Here is a 16,932-nt window from a genome sequence, read left to right as displayed (position 1 = left end):
TCGATTTAAGGACGAGACGAAGCTCGGCCGTCAGCTTCGTTCTTCCTTGGCCAAACGGAGCCGGCCTGCTCCAGCAACTGGTGACCAGTCCAAAGTCGGCCGTAGACGGACGTTAGGTCATCATATATGTAATGTCAATCGATGGCGCGACCCTTGTCTGCCGACGCGACTCGGGATCGATTGTTCCGCGAACACCCCAGGGAGGGACAGATGGAGCCGGTCCAGAAAAAGAAATTGTATGTGGAGGTGCTTGACCGGCTGATGGCGGCAATCTCGACGTCCGAATTCCCGCCCGGCTCTCAATTGCCGTCGGAAAAGGAACTAATGACGATGATCGGCGTCGGCCGGCCCTCGATCAGGGAAGCGATGCTGTCGCTGCAGCAGATGGGACTTATCAGGATCTCGCACGGAGAACGTGCCCGCGTCATCAATCCGACGCCTGATGTCATCGTCGATCAGGTCTCCGCGGCGATGGTCATGATGCTGGCGACGAACTCTCGCGGGCTCGAAGAACTCAAGGAAGTCAGGCTCTTGCTGGAAACCGGCCTGGTTCGGATAGCCACGCGGCGCGCCACGGCCAAGAGTCTGGAACGCCTCGCGGAGACCTTGCGTCATTTGCGCGAGGCAAAGGGCGACCAGGCCCGGTTCGTGGCGGCCGACATGGAGTTCCACGCCGTCATTGCGGAGATGAGCGGCAATTCGATGATAGCGGCGGTGGCGAAGGGAATGCTCGAATGGCTGTCCCGTTTCAAGCGGGATCTGGTGGCGATGAAAGGCGCCGAGCGGCTGACGGTCGAGGAGCATGAGCGGATCTACAAGGCAATCGCCGGCGGCAATCCGGAAGGCGCGAGCGCGGCAATGGCCGACCACATTGGCCGCGCCAACGAGCTCTATTCGAAACTGGCCGGCGGCGGCGCCGGCTGAGCGGCCGCCGAAATTTTTTGCCCGGGAAAACTCATATGATGACATGATTTCTTTTTGGTGCTAACGGTCACTCCGTGAACGTCATTCCAGTCGGGAAGCCTGCATTGTCCGGTCGCCTCCGCGCCACCTATCTGATCGAAACCCGCTACCCGCTGGAGGTTGCCGCGGCTGCGATGGCGGGCGAACAATCAAGCGGGACTTTCCGCGCCATACCCGGAGAAACGCCGGAGCTGCTGCGCAGGTTCGGAGCCCGCGTGGAATTCATCAGCGATGTTGCCGAGGTCGACAGCGAGGCGTTGCCGTTCTCGCGCTCGCCAAAAAATGCGACCGTGAGGCCGCACCGGGCCAAGGTGGGCCTTTCCTGGAACATCGAGAATACGGGGACAGTGCTGGCTTCGGTCTGGTCGACGGTTCTCGGCAATCTGTTCGAGCTGCATCATTTCTCGGCCATGCGTCTCCTCGACGTTACCTTTCCCGATGCCTTCGCGGATGCCTACCCAGGGCCGGCCTTCGCCGTCGAGGGAACGCGTCGCCTGACAAGCGTCGAAGGGCGCCCGCTGATCGGCACCATCGTCAAGCCGAGCGTTGGTCTTACCCCGCAGGAGACGGCAGCCCTGGCCGACACGCTGATTGCCGCGGGTCTTGATTTTATCAAGGACGACGAATTGATGGGAGACCCTCCGCATTCGCCGTTCGAACACCGGTTCGAAGCGGTCATGGCGGTGATAGACAGGCACGCCGACAGGACCGGGCGCAAGGTCATGTATGCGGCCAACATTTCCGGTGACATCGACGCCATGCGTCGCCAGCTGGATCTGATCGAGCGCCGTGGCGGGACCTGCGCCATGCTGGTCCTGAATTCCGTCGGCCTGTCCGCCGTCATCGAGATGCGTCGCCACTCCGCCGTTGCGCTGCACGGCCATCGGGCCGGCTGGGGCCTCTTCAGCCGCTCTCCCGATCTCGGCATGAGCTATCTCGCCTATCAGAAATTCTGGCGTCTGGCGGGCATCGACCACATGCACGTCAACGGGCTGTCCAACAAGTTCTGCGAGCCGGACGAATCGGTGATGGCGTCGGCCCATGGCTGTCTCACCCCGATGTTCGAGCGGGCTGGCCGTCCCGATACGGTCATGCCGGTGTTTTCGTCCGGGCAGACCGCTGTGCAGGCAGCCGAGACTTATACGAGGCTCGGCTCGGACGATTTCATCTATTGCTGCGGCGGCGGGATCATGGCGCATCCAGGCGGGCCGGCCGCCGGCGTTCGAAGCCTGCATGATGCTTTCGAAGCCGCGGCGGCAGGGGTTCCCGCACGCGACTACGCCGCCACGCATCCGGAGCTCGAAGCCGCGCTGCAAGCGTTCGGCTGAATCTGCGCCATCGGCGCGCCATCAAGGCAAATGGGAGAGAAAGCAAATGACGACATCCGTGGCGGTGCTTGGGGCCGGAGGGAAGATGGGCTTCCGCGTGACGCGCAAGCTTATCGAAGCGGGCTACGATGTCCGCGCCGTGGAGATCGGCGAGGCCGGCCGCAAGCGGCTGGGAGAGGCCGATATCGGCGCCGTCGCCATGGACGAGGGCATTGCCGGCGCCAAGGTGGTGGTAATGGCCCTGCCGGACAATATCATCGGCCAGGTGGCGCGGCAGATCTCGCCGATGCTTGCCGCGGGCACCATGATCCTCATTCTGGATGCGGCAGCGCCCTATGCCGGCGACTTGCCCGGCGATCGGCCGGATCTCACCTATTTTGTCGGCCATCCCTGCCATCCCCCGCTGTTCGGCGACGAGACGGAATGGGCCGCGCGTCGCGATTACCATGGCGGCATCGCCAGGCAATCGATCGTCTGTGCCCTGATGCAAGGTCCGGAAGAGCACTATGCGCTTGGCGAGGAAGTGTGCAGGGCGATGTGGTCGCCGATCATCGACAGCCATCGCGTCACGGTCGAACAGCTGGCGATCCTGGAGCCGGGCCTGTCCGAAATGGTGGCCATGCCCTTCGTCGACACCATGGTCGAGGCCGTCGAGGAGTGCGAACGCAAATATGGCATTCCCAGGAAGGCGGCGCTGGACTTCCTTATAGGTCATCTCAACGTCGAGATCGCCATGTGGTTCGGCTTCTCTCCGAAAGTGCCGTCCGATGCGGCGCTGCGCCTGATGCGATTCGCCAAGGGCGTCGTGGTCCGGGACGACTGGCGCGAAGCGCTCACACCGGCCAAGGTGAAGGAAGCTTCGGAATTGATCGTCTACGGCAAGGGAGCCTGAGCCCTGCCTTCGCCGGCCCGGATCATATCGGTATCGACCGCGCTCTTCGATGGCTATTCCATGGAATTGGCCATCGAGGAGATTGCGGCGGCCGGTGCCCTCCATGTCGAGCCGGCCTTCATTCGCGGCTATGTCGATTTCGATGAAGGCATGTTTGCGGCTGCGCACGCCGCGAAGCTGCGCCAGGCAGCGGAACATGCCGGGCTCGGGATCAATGCCGTGTCGGCTCATCTCGACCTGTCGGGGGCCGATGCCCCCGACGCCTTGTCCCGGCGCATCGGCTTTGCCGCCGGTCTTGGTGCGTCCTTCCTGATTACCAATGCCGGCCCGGCGAGAAACAGCGCGGCGATCCGCAAAACGATTGACGCTCTCCTGCCGAGGCTGGAGGAAGTCGGCATCGTCCTGGCGCTCGAGAATCCCGGACATGGCCAAGGCGATCTGCTCGGCAGCGCCCGGTTGGGGGCAGGCTTCATCCGTGACATCGGATCGCGGCACGTGCGCCTGAACCACGACGCCGGAAATGTCTTTACCTACAGCAACGAGACGGTGCAGCCGGCGCAAGATATCGCTGATGCCATCGATGCCGTTGGGCATGCTCATCTGAAGGATGTCGTCAGCACCGGGGAGGGATGGACATTTTGCGCTATCGGCGACGGCTCGATCGGCTACGAACCGTACTGGGCAACGCTTCCCGCGACGCTGCCGGCCAGCATCGAACTGCCATTGCGGCTGCGGCGCCCGCAGAACCGTGATCCCCAACGGCGGAGCGCGCCGGTGGATATCGCCACCATCCGGAGCGCGCTGCGGCGTTCACTGGATTTCGTCAATTCGCTGGAGATCGCAAAGAGCAGCACCTTCTGAACAGCGAAAGGTGGTTCCTTGCCTTTGCGAGAGCCGGCTATCCACGCTCCGGGAACATCGCCTTCAGCCCTTCACGCGAGGCCTTGGCGACGCCGCGTTCGGTGATCAGGCCGGTGACCAGCCGCGCCGGCGTCACGTCGAAGGCGGGGTTTGCCGCGGGCGTCGCTTCCGGCGAGACGCGCACCTGGGCGATCTCGCCGCTCGCGGTCTTGCCCCACACCAGCGAAACCTCGTCGCCGGAGCGTTCCTCGATCGGGATTTCGGCAAGTCCGTCGCCCACCGTCCAGTCGATGGTCGGCGAAGGCAGCGCAACGTAAAACGGCACGTCATTGTCTGCGGCGGCGAGTGCCTTCAAATAGGTGCCGATCTTGTTGCAGACGTCGCCGTCGGCCGTCGTGCGGTCGGTGCCGACGATGACCATGTCGATTGCGCCGCGCTGCATCAGATGGCCGCCGGCATTGTCGACGATCAGCGTATGCGGCACGCCGTGGCCGGCCATCTCCCAGGCCGTCAACTGGGCGCCCTGGTTGCGCGGCCGCGTCTCGTCGACATAGACATGGACCGGAATGCCGGCCTCCGTTGCCAGGTAGATCGGCGCGGTGGCCGTGCCGTAGTCGACGGTAGCCAGCCAGCCGGCGTTGCAATGGGTCAGAATGTTGACGGTTTCGCCCGGCTTTTTGCGCGCCGCGATGTCCTTGATGATGGTGAGACCGTTCTCGCCGATGGCGCGATTGAGCCCGACATCCTCGTTGGCGATCTCGCTGGCGCGACGATAGGCGGCTGCGGCGCGTTGTTCCGTCGGCAGCGGCCGCAGGAAGCGCCGCATCTCATCCAGCGCCCAGCGCAGATTGATCGCCGTGGGACGCGTCTCGTGGAGCGTCTCCCAGACGGCATCGAGCGCGGCATCCGCCGGATCGTCCGCCATCTGCATGGCAACGCCATAGGCAGCGGTCACACCGATCAGCGGCGCGCCGCGCACCCACATGTCGCGGATGGCGGTGGCGATGCCATTAACGGTGTCGACCTTCACGATACGGAAGTCATGCGGCAGCCAGCGCTGGTCGATGATCTCCACCGAGCGCCCATCGTCGCTCAGCCAGATGGTGCGATAGTGGCGCTCGCCGACGTTCAAATGCGGTTCTCCTGTTCGATCAGCGCGGCCAGGTTGTTGACCTCGTCGATGCTGTGAATATGACGCCTGTTGACGGCGATGTGGCGGCCGAACTTCAGCGCCCTCGCTTCACATGTGGCGCGCAGGTCTTCGTCGGCAATGGTTTCGAAATCGGCATTGTGGGCGAGGCCGAGGATGCGCCGGTGCACCTCGATGCCGGCAAAGCCGAGGAGGTCGTCCCAGATCTGGTGCAGCACATGGTCGAGCGCCTGCTCGGCGCCGAGCCTGTCGCCCTGATCCTCGAACAGGCTCTTTTGATAAAGCATGCCGTTGCGCTCCGTGCGCCATAGATGCGAGAATTCGGTGCGGAACACCGACCACGTCTGCGCTGTGACATCGAGCAGATAAGCGCGCATGGCGTCGCGCTTGCCGTTCTGCTCATGGCCTCGCTGCGAGAAGAAGGCCATCCAGAAATTGGCGAGCAGCATGCCGACGTCGAAGGCCATCGGCCCGTAGAAGGCGAACTCCGGGTCGATCATCCTGGTCTCTCTATCGGTGACCATAATCGAGCCGGAATGCAGGTCGCCATGCAGCAATGTCTCTGCATTGGCGGCGAACAGATGCTTCAGGCGCTGCGCTTCCACCTTGAGGTCGCGGTCGGCGCGCAACTCGGCGACCGGGGCGTCGAGCTGCGGCGAAGTGTGCCGGTTCATCTTGGCGTCGAAATAAGGATCGGAGAACACCAGATTCTCGGTGATGTCGCACAGCTCGACATTGTCCGCGAACAGCGCCAGGTCCGCCTTGCGATCCTTGGTCACCATCGAGAAGTCGGAGCCGCGGAACAGGGTGCGGGCCATGAACAGCCCGATATCCCTGGCAATGTTCGGCAATTGCCGGCCCTCGATCAGCGCCCGCCGCAAAATGATGTGCGGCGACAGATACTCCATGATGATCAGCGCCTGGGTCTCGTCGAAATGGTAGATGGCCGGCACCGAGCCCGGCGCGCGCGCCTCCTGCCGCGTGAGCGCGTGATATTCGAAGAAGGAACGCTTCAGCGGCAGCGGCCAGCTGTCGCCGACCAGCCGGACATAGGGCAGGGCCTGCTTGACGACCGCCGCGCCCTTGCCGCCCTCGACGATGAAGACGAGATTCAGATTGCCATCGCCGACCTCGCGCACCTTCCAGCGGCTGGTGTCCTCGCCGATGCGCTGGGTGAGCGCCTCGTTGCTGCCGAGCCGCGTGGCGAGCGTCTCCACCGACAGTGCTTCGAACGGCGTCTTCCCGGTCATCCTCACCTCTCCTGCTCGTCCCCTATAATAGCGGAGCCACGGCGGCGGGGCCAAGCTAGGTAGCGCTCTGGCAATTGTCAATCGTGTTGACAATTGCCGATGTAGCCCATAGCGTCACCGTCAGGGAGGAACGCATGGTGGGCAATGCCGTGTTCCGCGTAGAGGGACTGAGGAAATCCTTTGGCCGCAACGAGGTGCTTGGCGGCGTCTCGCTCGAACTCCATGCCGGTGAAGTGACCGTCCTGATGGGTGCCAACGGCGCCGGCAAATCCACCCTCGTCAAGATCGTCAGCGGCGTCTACGAGCGCGACGGTGGCACCGTGACCCTGGCCGGCCAGGACTTTGCGCCGGGAAGACCGGCGGAAGCGATCCGCGCTGGCGTCGTCACCGTTCACCAGAACATCAATGACGGTGTCGTCGCCGACCTTGACGTGGCGACCAACCTGACATTGGACAGGCTGAGCGGCAGTGGCGCCCCGGTGCTCTTCAACCCGGTCCGTGTGCGTCGCGAGGCCAAGGCGGTTGCCGACCGCATGGACTTGGCGATCGACTTGAAGGCGCGCGTCAGCGATCTCTCGCTGGCCGATCGCCAGATGGTGGCGATTGCCCGCGCGCTGGCACATCAGCCGAAAGTGCTGATTCTCGACGAACCGACCTCATCGCTATCGAGTGCCGAAGCCGATCGGCTTTTTGCGCTGGTCGACAGGCTGCGCGCGCAAGGCGTGGCGATCCTCTATATCTCGCACCGCATGTCCGACATAAGGCGGCTTGCCGACCGCATCGTCTCGATGCGCGACGGCGCCGTGTCCGGCGTCTTCGACAAGAAGCCGCTCGACTACGAAGGCGCGGTCAATGCCATGCTCGGCCGCAAGATCCACCTCGACCAGATCGTCGTCAGGCATTCGGCCCGGGCGGTGCTGACTGTCGAGGGCCTGCGTATCGCCCAGGGCGCCAGGCCGATATCGCTGACACTTGGCGACGGCGAGGTCGTTGTCATCACCGGGCTGGTCGGCGTCGGCAAGACAGCGCTTGCCGAGACGCTGTTCGGCGTGCGCAGGCCTCTCGCCGGCACCATGACGATGAACGGCAAACCCTACGCGCCGCGCTCGGCCGGCGATGCGATCGCCGCCGGCGTCTTCCTCATCGCCAAGGATCGCGCCACCAGCGGCATCGTCGGCGGCTTCAACATCGAGCGCAATGTCAGCCTGCCGTTCCTGAGGCGGATGTCGAACCTGGGCGTGCTCAAGCGCCGCCTCGAACGCGCCACGGCGCGCCGGCAGATCCAGGAACTGGGCATCGTCTGCCGCTCCGAGAAGGACGAGATGTCGGCATTGTCCGGCGGCAACCAGCAGAAGGTGATGGTCGCCCGCTGGATGGCGCAGGATGCAAGCCTGTTCATTCTCGATGAGCCGTTTCAGGGCGTCGACATCTCGGCGAGGCGCGACATCGCCGCCAAGCTGAGGGCAAGCGCCAATGGCCGCGCGACGCTTTTGTTCGTCACCGAACTCGACGAGGCGCTGGAGACGGCCGACCGTATCCTGGTGATGTCGGAGCAGACCATCGTCGGCGAACACCGCAACGCGGACATCGATCTCGATCGCCTGCTGGCCGAGGTGGCCGGCGGGCTGCCGCACCGCGCGGCTTGACCGGCTGGAATTGAAGAGCTGACGATGACAATTGGAATGGAGAGCATGGGTTCGAGTTGGGTAAAAACGGCAGCGGCGCGTGGGGGCGCTGAATGACGCAGCGCAACCACGCCATCCGCTACGGTTTCATCGTCCTGTTGTTCGGGCTCGTCGCTTATTTCGCGATCGCCGCCGACGGTTTCGTTTCGCCGCAAAGTGCGGTCTTCATTTTCCAGTCGGTCGCCATCACCGGCGTGCTGGCGCTTGGTGTCACCGCCACGCTGGTCGTTGGGGGTTTCGACCTGTCGATCGGCTCGGTCGCCACGTCAGCCATGATGGCGGCGGCCTATGTCATGGTCGTGCTGGAGCAGAACGCTGTCATCGCGGTCATCGTCTGCCTGCTGATCGGCGTTATCGTTGGGCTCATCAATGGTTGGCTGATCGTCTATATGCGCGTGCCGGACCTGCTGGCGACGCTCGGCATGATGTTCCTGCTGGTCGGCCTGCAGCGTATCCCGACCGAAGGCCGCTCGATCGCCACCGGCATGACCATGCCCGATGGCTCGGTCGCCAACGGCAAGTTCGGCGAGGCGTTCCTGGCGCTCGGCCGCCACCGCTTCGACTTCTTCATTCCCAATCTCGTTCCGGTCTCGGTCGTCGTCCTGGCGGTGCTCGCGGTGCTGATCTGGTTCTTCCTCGAATACACCCGCTTCGGCCGCATGATGTATGCAGTCGGCTCCAATGAGCGCGCCGCCGAACTCGCCGGCGCGCCTGTCAAGGCATACAAAATCTGGGCCTATATCATTTCAGGAGTTTTTGCCTCGATCGGCGGTATTTTGCTCGCCGCCCGGCTTGGACGCGGCGACATCGCCTCGGGTAATAATCTGCTGCTCGACGCCGTCGCCGCGGCGCTCATCGGCTACGCGGTGCTAGGCGCCGCCAAGCCGAACGCGTTCGGCACGGCTGTCGGCGCCGTCTTCGTCGGTGTCCTGCTGCAGGGCCTGACGATGATGAACGCGCCGTACTACACGCAGGATTTCATCAAGGGCGCCGTTCTGGTCGTCGCCCTTGTCTTCACCTTCGCTCTTTCCGGCAGGGGCAGGACATAGATTTCGGCTGGGTTGCATTTCAACAAGTGGAGGAAACGACGTGAACATCACAAGAAGACTTTTGGGCAAGGCAGCACTCGGGCTCGCCGGCGCGGCGTTGCTGGTGCAAGGGACGGCCCTGGCTGCCGATCGCCCGGCGCCGTTCGACAAGCCAGGCGTCAAGATCGCCTTGGTGCGCTATCTCTCGACCGGGGATTTCTTCCAGGCCTATCTGTCCGGCGTCGAGGCGCAGGCCAAGGCCCTTGGCGTCGACCTGCGCGTGCTCGACAGCCGCCAGGACGCCGCCCTCCAGGCCGACATGGTCGACCAGGCCATCGCGCTCGGCGTGCAGGGTATCATCATCCAGCACGGCCTGACGGAATCGATGAAGGACGCCGCCCAGCGCGCGGTCGACGCCGGCATCAAGGTGGTCGCTTTCGACGTCAACGTCGAAAACCCCAAGATCCCGCAGATCGAGCAGTCAGACCGCGACCTTGCGCGCCTCGCGCTCGAGCAGGCGGTCAAGGATAATGGCGAAAGCTGGAAGGCCGGCTATGTCTATGTCGCGGGCATCGCCCCGCTCGACCGCCGCAATGAGACATGGGTCGACGTGAAGAAGAAATACTCGGGCATCAAGGAAGTCGCCATGTTCGGCACGCTGGACAACCCGATCGCCAACTCGGTCGCCAACCAGGCGCGCTCGGTGCTGACCGCCCATCCGGACATCAAGGTGATGTTTGCTCCCTATGACGAGTTCGCCAAGGGCGTGAAGATCGCCGTCGACGAGGCGGGCCTGAACAAGGACATCAAGATCTATTCGGCCGACATCTCGACCTCCGACATTGCGGCGATGCGCGAGCCCGACAGCGCCTGGGCGGCAACCGCGGCCACGAACCCGGCCGTCGTCGGCCAGGTCTCGGTGCGTGCGCTGGCGCAGCTGCTGGCCGGCGAAGACCCAGGCCACAACGTCGTCGTGCCGCCGACGCTGATCACCCAGAAGGACCTTCTCGACAAGGACATCAAGAATATGGAGGACCTGTCGGCCAAGCTGCCGCAGTTCGCCCACGCCGATGTCGCGATGCCGGCCTGGATGCCGAACCCGAACGCGAAGTAGGCCAATCGATATTGCAATTCGCTCACACTTGGAACAGCCGCTTGCAGCAACTGCAGGCGGCTTTTTTGCTGTCTTCATTCGTTGAACAGATCGGAGTAGGAGCCGGTGCGGGCAAGCCGCAGCTCATCGTCGGCAATGCGGTAGATCAAGAGCCAATCCGGTTCTACATGCGCATCCCGATAGTCTTTCCAGTCGCCTTTTAGAGGGGTGATCCTTATAACGCGCCGGCAGTCCGGCGATGAGCAGGCCCAACAACTCGCGCAATTTAGCGAGGTCTTTGCCACGCTTCTCCATGCGCTTAACGTCCCTGCGGAATTGCCCGGAGTGAACGGGCGTCGGCATGTCAGATGCCCAAATCCTTGAACAATTCGTCGGCTGACGCGAAACGCTTGCCTTTGCCTTTTTCCAATTCGGCCATGGCCTTTTGGGTGGTTGCGTTCGGCACCTTCACCGGAAAGGGAAATTCCTTGTCGGCGGCGACGCGGACCAGCAGCAGGCGAATGGCGTCGGAGACCGACAGTCCCATTGCCGCCAGGGCTTCGGTAGCCTGGTCCTTTGTCGCGGCATCAATTCGAGCGCGGACAACCGTATCCGTAGCCATGTTGCGACTCCTTACTGTTGAGCCACAATGTAGCTACAAACGGGTGTTCTTGCAAGCCTGCCGTCTGCGCTGTGCGTGACCGTGCTACCGCAGCGCCGCCGCGATATTGCCGCCGTCGACCGTCGTTACGTCGGCGGTTGTGCGGTCGGCCAGCGCGTGGTGCAGGAAAGCCTGCGCCACGTCCTGCGCCGTCACCTCCTGGCCGAGCAGATTGCCGGACATGTACTCTTTTTCCGACACGCCGCGTGCGCCCGATCGGCTGGCGATCATGGCGTCGGTCAACAGCCCGGAGCGGATGCGGTCGGCATTGACGGCGTTGGAACGGATGCCATGCGCGCCGTAATCCAGTGCATATTGCCTGGACAGGAACAGCGTCGCCGCCTTCGGCACGCCGTAGGCGCCGAATTTCGGACCCGGATTGACCGCCTGCTTGGAGGTGTTGAACAGGAGAGCGCCGCCGGTACCCTGTTCGAGCATGATGCGCACCGCGTTCTGCGCCACCGACTGGTGGGCGAAGAAATTGAGCTCGAAGCTCTTGCGCAGCAGCGCGTCGTCAAGTTCGCCGATCCGGCCTTCCCAAGCGGCACCGGCATTGGACACCACTATGTCGACGCCGCCATACACGGCGACCGCCTTGTCGAAGGCTGCACGCACTTGGTCCGGATCGGTGATATCGGCGGCGACGCCGATCGAATTGTTGCCCGCTTTCTTGGCCGCATCAGCGGCTTTTTCGCCATCGAGATCGACGACCACCGCATGGGCGCCATTGTCGGCGAAAAGCTTGGCTGTCGCGGCGCCGATCGCACCGGCTCCGCCAGTGATCAGCACGACCTGGCCGGTCAGCGGCTTCGGCTTGTTGGAGGCGAGTTTGGCCTGTTCCAGCGACCAGTATTCGAGCGGGAACAGGTCGGCCTTGGAAAGCGGATGAAAACGGCCGACCGCCTCGGCGCCACGCACGGCCTCGATCCACATTTCGCCGACATCGGAAGCGATCCTGGCATCCTTCAGCGTGCGGCCATGGCCGAACATGCCGAGCCCCGGCACCAGCGTCAGCCGCGGCATCGGGTCGAGCATGGTGCGTTTGACGTCGTCGAGCGCGTCATTGGTCTCGAAATAGGCGCGGTATTCCTTGGCGAAGGCGTCGACATGGCTCTTGATGACGGCCTTGTAGTCGCCGGCCTTGTCCGCATCTGGCGCCGGCACCGCCATCGGCCCGGTCTTGATGCGGATCGATAGGTCCGGCGTCGACACGCCGCGCGCGGCGTAGTCGGCGATTTCGGCCGAATTGATGAAATCGACGATCGCATCCGAGGTGCGGAAATCGCTGATCATGCGGTCGAAGCGGCCTTCGCCGCGTGCCACCGCCACGGCGCCGCGCAACATAGGAGCGATGGAAGCCGGCGTCGCGAGCTTCGCCGGAAGCGCGGCCTTTGCCGCCTTGGGCTTGGCATGCTTGGCTACATACTCCTCGGCGACATTCACATAGTGGATCATCCGATCGTAGGCCTGCTTGGCGTCGTCGCCGAAGGTGAAGATGCCGTGCTTGTCGAGGATCAGTCCTTCCACATCAGGGTCGGCATCGAAGACGTCGGCCGCCGCCTTGGCGAGGTCGAAGCCCGGCATGATGTAGGGCACGTAGCCCATCTTGGTCCCGAACACCGTCTTCACCAGCGGCTTGCTGTCTTCCTGGTCGACGATCGCCAGGATGGCGGTCGAGTGCGTGTGGTCGACGAATTTGTGCGGCAGGAAGGCATGCAGCAATGTCTCGACCGAAGGATTGGGCGAGGACGGATCGATGAGGTTCGCCCGCTGCAGCGCGACCATGTCCTCGTCGGAGAGCTTGTCCAGCGCGCGCGCCTTGATGAGCGCGCCCATCTTCACCGCCGGCAGGCCCTGCGGCTCGATGACGGCCATGTCCCAGCCGCTGCCCTTGACGCACAGCACGTCCCATTCGTCGCCGACGAGATCGGTCGCCTTGGTCTTGCAGGAGGTGTTGCCGCCGCCATGCAGCACCAGTCGCGGTTCGCCGCCCAGCAGGCGCGTCGTGTAGACGCGTAGCGCGAGGTCGCGTCCGACGCCTTTCTTTGCATAGTCGGCAACCATCTTCTCCGCGTCGCCGTCGTTCCACAGGTTCTTCATTAGATTCGTCCGGTTGCTGTCATAGTGGTGAAACAGGAATGCCGCGGCGCCTTGACGACGGGCGCGGCAGGAATGGTCTCTAGGATACCTTTTTGCCTGGCGCTCCGGCATGATCCAGAAGCCGCTGCGCCATATCGGCGCCGACCACCAGATGCGTGCAAAGGCCCCCGGCGATCGCCGCGAGCAGGGGTTCGAACTTGCTGTTTTCCTGCACCACCATCAGCCGCTTCTGAATGGCGCGCAACGAGGAAAGCTCCGCCGAGATCACTCGCCGGTTGTAGCCGCAGTCGAGCACCTTGCCCTCGGCATCGATGATCTGCCCGGCAATGACGCCGGCCGCCCCTGCTTTGCGCAGGTCGGCCATTTCGTCTGATGTCAGCGCGCCGCATTTGACCAGATGGCTGTCGGCATCGACGGCGCCGACCGAATACAGCGCCAGATCGCATTCGTGGATGCTCGACAGCTGTTCGCGGATTACAGGCTCGGCCCGCAGGCCGCGCGCCAGCTCTTCTGTGGTCAGCACGAGCGGCGCGTAGAAATTGATGCCCTTGGCGTTGAGCCGCCGGGCGATCTCCATCGTGCACTGGTCGGGACGATAGGAATATGGCGCGCCGAGATTGCCGCAGAGCTGCACCACGGTGACATCCTGGAGATCGGCGTAGGACATGATGTCGGCGATCATGTAGACGGTGCGTCCCCAGGCGACGCCGATGCGGTCGCCTTTTTTCACCAGTTCGAGAAAGACGCTCGCCGCCAGCACCGCGATGTCGGTGGCGGGATCGGCGATATGGCCGTTTTCCGGCGCGATCCAGACCGCGTCGAGACCGAGTGCATCCTCGAGCTTGCGCGCCATGACGTCGTCGGTGAAAAGCTGGGTCGAGGTCGAGATGTTGACGATGCCGGTCTCTCGCGCCTTGCGCAGATACATGGCAACCGAGGCGCGGGAAATGTTAAGCTGGCTCGCCACCTGGTCCTGGCGCAGGCCATGCGCATAATAGAGCCAGGCGGCCTTGTGGATAAGTTGTTCTGCCGGTCGGATTGCCATGCCTTCTCCTCGGCTGACATTAGTCACGGCTCTCGACAAAAGTCAAACCGCGCGGAGGTACGCGATGCCTTTACGCGCGCCAAATCTAGATCATCATTGCGCCAGACGCGCTTTGTCGTGGCATCGTTGCTGGTGACGCGGCCCCAGCCTGTGGTTAGAACATGTCGGCAAAGGGACATACGGGGAGGACACGATGGGCAACCCTTACGAACAGGATCTCGACAGGAACGCTGCCAACCACCAGCCGCTGACGCCGCTCACCTATCTGGAGCGGGCAGCCAAGACCTATCCCGATCATGTCGCCATCATCCATGGCCGGCAGCGCGTGACGTATCGCGATTTCTGGCGGCGTTCGCTGCAGCTCGCCTCGGCGCTCTCCAGGCGCGGCATAGGCAAGGGCGACACGGTGACGGTGATGCTGTCGAACACGCCGCCGATGCTGGAGGCACATTTCGGCGTGCCAATGACCAAGGCGGTGTTGCATTCGCTCAACACTCGCCTCGACGCCGCCGTGATCGCTTTCCAGCTCGACCATGCCGGGACCAGGGTGCTTATTGTCGATCGCGAATTCTCCGGAGTGGTTCGGCAAGCGCTTGACCTGGCCAAGGTGAAGCCCCTGGTCATCGACTATGACGATCCCGACTACGCCGCGGACGCTCCCTATCCGAAGGGTGGTCGCATCGGCACTCTTGATTACGAGGCCTTCGTTGCCGAGGGCGAGGAGAATTTCGCCTGGTCGATGCCAGACGACGAGTGGGACGCCATTTCGCTCAACTACACCTCGGGCACGACAGGCAACCCGAAAGGCGTCGTCTATCATCATCGGGGTGCTGCGCTGATGGCCTACGCCAACACCGTCCATGCCGGCATGGCCAAGCACGCGGTCTATCTGTGGACACTGCCGATGTTCCACTGCAATGGCTGGTGCTTTCCGTGGACCTTGGCCGTCCAGGCCGGCACCCATGTCTGTCTGCGCTGGGTTCGGCCGAAGCAGATCTACGACGCCATCGCCGACCATGGCGTCACCCATCTGTGCGGCGCGCCGATCGTCATGTCGGTGCTGATCAACGCCAGGGATGAGGACAAGCGCCAGTTCCCGCAAGCCGTCACCTTCAACACGGCCGCCGCGCCGCCGCCGGAAGCGGTGCTCACCGGCATGGCCGATGCCGGCTTCGCCGTCACGCATCTCTATGGTCTGACCGAGACCTACGGCCCGGCGGTGGTGAACGAATGGCACAATGAGTGGGATCATCTGGAGAAGGGGCAGAGGGCCACGAGGAAGGCCAGGCAAGGCGTCCGCTACGCCGCGCTCGAAGGCCTCACGGTGATGGATCCCGAAACGATGACGCAGACGCCCGCCGACGGCCAGACCATCGGCGAGGTCATGTTTCGCGGCAACATCGTCATGAAAGGCTATCTCAGGAACCGCAAGGCCACCGACGAGGCGTTCGCCGGCGGCTGGTTCCACTCCGGCGATCTCGGCGTCATGCATGCGGATGGATATATCCAGCTCAAGGACCGCTCCAAGGACATCATCATTTCGGGCGGCGAGAACATTTCCTCGATCGAGGTCGAGGACGCGCTCTACAAGCACCCGTCCGTTGCGTCTTGCGGCGTGGTGGCGCGGGCGGACGAGAAATGGGGCGAGGTGCCGGTCGCCTATGTCGAGCTGAAGCCTGGCAAGACGGCGACCGAGGCAGAGATCATCGAGCATTGCCGCGCGCTGCTTGCCCGCTTCAAGCTGCCGAAAGCGGTGGTGTTCGCCGAGATCCCCAAGACCTCGACGGGGAAGATCCAGAAATTCCGGCTAAGGGAGATGGCGAAGGAGGCGTAGGCCGCATGGCCGCTCTTGCGATGACCCCGACAATTTGCGGCGGGCCTTGTGACTTCGTCATCCCAGGGCGAAGCAAGGACCAAGCGACGCGGCGCAGACCCTAGGATCCATGCCCTGATGTCAGTCAAAAAATGAGGCGGATCAGGAAGTTACTGTAGCCCACAGCAGCCATCCTCGACTGCCGGAGCACGGCCGCAAGGCCACGGCATGGATCCTAGGTTTCCGCTACGTCGCTTCGCGACTGCTTCACCCTGGGATGACGAAGTGCGAGGCGAGCCACCCCCTCACTGTCACCATCTGTCACCATTTTGTACGCGTACGCCGAATCCGCGTTGACATCGCGTTCCTTTCGATTTACGAGTGACGAAAATTAAAATTCATCACCAGTAAATCGAAAGAAGCTATGTCCGAAACCGCCAACCTCGTCGCCGATGCCGCTCGCCAGGAGAATGTAACGCGCATTCTCGATTGCGCCGAGCGCCTGTTCCGGCACTATGGCTACGGCAAGACCAATGTCGCCGACATTGCCCGCGAACTCGGCATGTCGCCAGCCAACATCTATCGCTTCTTTGCGTCCAAGGTCGAAATCCACCAGGCAGTCTGTGGCCGGATGCTCGGGGCCAGCTACAGGATGGCCTACGAGATCATGCATTTGCCGATCAGCGCCGAGGAACGGCTGCGGCGCTACGTGCACGCGCAGTACAAGATGACGATGGAGGTCATGCTCGACGACCAGAAGGTCCATGAGATGGTCATCGTCGCCCTCGAGCGCGATTGGGGCGTCATCGACAAGCATGTCGACAGTATCCACGATCTTTTTGCCGAGGTGATCCGCGAGGGCATCGCGGCCGGCGAATTCAGGGAGCAGGATCCGGTGATTGCGTCGCGCTGCTTCGGCGCCGCCACGGTCATTTTGTGCCACCCGCAGATGGTGGCCCAGTGTCTTGCCAAGACCAACCGGGCAATGCCCGACGACCTCATCGACTATGCGATCAAGGCCTTGAAGAAATAGCCGCCGCCCGCCGGGCGCCGGCAACGACAG

The 16,932-nt window shown here is 63.2% G+C and carries 14 protein-coding genes and 1 pseudogene; 9 read left to right on the top strand and 6 right to left on the bottom strand.

What is annotated here, in order from left to right; all coding sequences use genetic code 11:
• The first annotated feature begins 210 nt into the window (after positions 1-210).
• From nanR to FJ867_RS20190, 4 genes are all read left to right on the top strand, one after another.
• Positions 211-924: a transcriptional regulator NanR gene (gene nanR / locus FJ867_RS20205; RefSeq protein ID WP_140818383.1), complete on the top strand. Its 714-nt coding sequence runs from the start codon at positions 211-213 to the stop codon at positions 922-924.
• Positions 925-1,028: 104 nt separating this feature from the next.
• On the top strand, positions 1,029-2,291 hold the full coding sequence (locus tag FJ867_RS20200) for a ribulose-bisphosphate carboxylase large subunit family protein (RefSeq protein WP_181167183.1): 1,263 nt from the start codon (positions 1,029-1,031) through the stop codon (positions 2,289-2,291).
• Between the two features lie 46 nt (positions 2,292-2,337).
• A complete protein-coding gene (locus tag FJ867_RS20195) occupies positions 2,338-3,183 on the top strand; it encodes a phosphogluconate dehydrogenase C-terminal domain-containing protein (protein ID WP_140818379.1) in 846 nt (281 codons plus the stop codon).
• Between the two features lie 60 nt (positions 3,184-3,243).
• The gene (locus tag FJ867_RS20190) at positions 3,244-4,044 is read left to right on the top strand and encodes a sugar phosphate isomerase/epimerase (RefSeq protein ID WP_181168401.1); all 801 of its coding nucleotides are present in this window, start codon (positions 3,244-3,246) and stop codon (positions 4,042-4,044) included.
• A 37-nt stretch (positions 4,045-4,081) separates the two neighbouring features.
• Here the strand turns inward: FJ867_RS20190 and mtnA are convergent, their stop codons facing one another.
• On the bottom strand, positions 4,082-5,176 hold the full coding sequence (mtnA, locus tag FJ867_RS20185) for an S-methyl-5-thioribose-1-phosphate isomerase (RefSeq protein WP_140818375.1): 1,095 nt from the start codon (positions 5,174-5,176) through the stop codon (positions 4,082-4,084).
• Entirely contained in the window at positions 5,173-6,444 is a 1,272-nt protein-coding gene (gene mtnK / locus FJ867_RS20180) for an S-methyl-5-thioribose kinase (RefSeq protein ID WP_140818373.1), read from the bottom strand. Before mtnK ends, mtnA begins: the two co-directional genes overlap by 4 nt.
• A gap of 134 nt (positions 6,445-6,578) precedes the next feature.
• On the opposite strand from mtnK, the gene FJ867_RS20175 reads away from it, so the two are divergent.
• The 3 genes from FJ867_RS20175 to FJ867_RS20165 all read left to right on the top strand — a co-directional run bounded on the left by FJ867_RS20175 (position 6,579) and on the right by FJ867_RS20165 (position 10,271).
• A complete protein-coding gene (locus FJ867_RS20175) occupies positions 6,579-8,090 on the top strand; it encodes a sugar ABC transporter ATP-binding protein (protein WP_140818371.1) in 1,512 nt (503 codons plus the stop codon).
• Between the two features lie 92 nt (positions 8,091-8,182).
• Positions 8,183-9,178: an ABC transporter permease gene (locus tag FJ867_RS20170; RefSeq protein WP_140520875.1), complete on the top strand. Its 996-nt coding sequence runs from the start codon at positions 8,183-8,185 to the stop codon at positions 9,176-9,178.
• Between the two features lie 40 nt (positions 9,179-9,218).
• Positions 9,219-10,271 (top strand): substrate-binding domain-containing protein, encoded by a 1,053-nt coding sequence (locus tag FJ867_RS20165; RefSeq protein ID WP_140555459.1) that lies wholly within the window; start codon positions 9,219-9,221, stop codon positions 10,269-10,271.
• 74 nt (positions 10,272-10,345) lie between these two features.
• On the opposite strand, the pseudogene FJ867_RS20160 reads toward FJ867_RS20165, so the two are convergent.
• The 4 genes and pseudogenes from FJ867_RS20160 to FJ867_RS20145 all read right to left on the bottom strand — a co-directional run bounded on the left by FJ867_RS20160 (position 10,346) and on the right by FJ867_RS20145 (position 14,056).
• Positions 10,346-10,613: pseudogene (locus FJ867_RS20160) on the bottom strand (type II toxin-antitoxin system YafQ family toxin).
• A 1-nt stretch (position 10,614) separates the two neighbouring features.
• Entirely contained in the window at positions 10,615-10,872 is a 258-nt protein-coding gene (locus FJ867_RS20155; protein WP_140497837.1) for a type II toxin-antitoxin system RelB/DinJ family antitoxin, read from the bottom strand.
• Positions 10,873-10,956: 84 nt separating this feature from the next.
• Positions 10,957-13,011: a bifunctional aldolase/short-chain dehydrogenase gene (locus tag FJ867_RS20150; protein WP_140685303.1), complete on the bottom strand. Its 2,055-nt coding sequence runs from the start codon at positions 13,009-13,011 to the stop codon at positions 10,957-10,959.
• A gap of 79 nt (positions 13,012-13,090) precedes the next feature.
• The gene (locus FJ867_RS20145) at positions 13,091-14,056 is read right to left on the bottom strand and encodes a sugar-binding transcriptional regulator (RefSeq protein ID WP_140497839.1); all 966 of its coding nucleotides are present in this window, start codon (positions 14,054-14,056) and stop codon (positions 13,091-13,093) included.
• 193 nt (positions 14,057-14,249) lie between these two features.
• Between FJ867_RS20145 and FJ867_RS20140 the strand changes: the two genes are divergently transcribed.
• Both FJ867_RS20140 and FJ867_RS20135 read left to right on the top strand, forming a co-directional pair.
• Positions 14,250-15,890 (top strand): acyl-CoA synthetase, encoded by a 1,641-nt coding sequence (locus FJ867_RS20140; RefSeq protein WP_140818369.1) that lies wholly within the window; start codon positions 14,250-14,252, stop codon positions 15,888-15,890.
• Positions 15,891-16,293: 403 nt separating this feature from the next.
• Entirely contained in the window at positions 16,294-16,902 is a 609-nt protein-coding gene (locus FJ867_RS20135; protein WP_140497843.1) for a TetR family transcriptional regulator, read from the top strand.
• The last annotated feature ends 30 nt before the right edge of the window (positions 16,903-16,932 follow it).

It is taken from the genome of Mesorhizobium sp. B2-5-3 (genome assembly GCF_006441005.1).
Taxonomy (GTDB): domain Bacteria; phylum Pseudomonadota; class Alphaproteobacteria; order Rhizobiales; family Rhizobiaceae; genus Mesorhizobium.
This window is presented reverse-complemented; position numbering and strand designations above follow the sequence as displayed.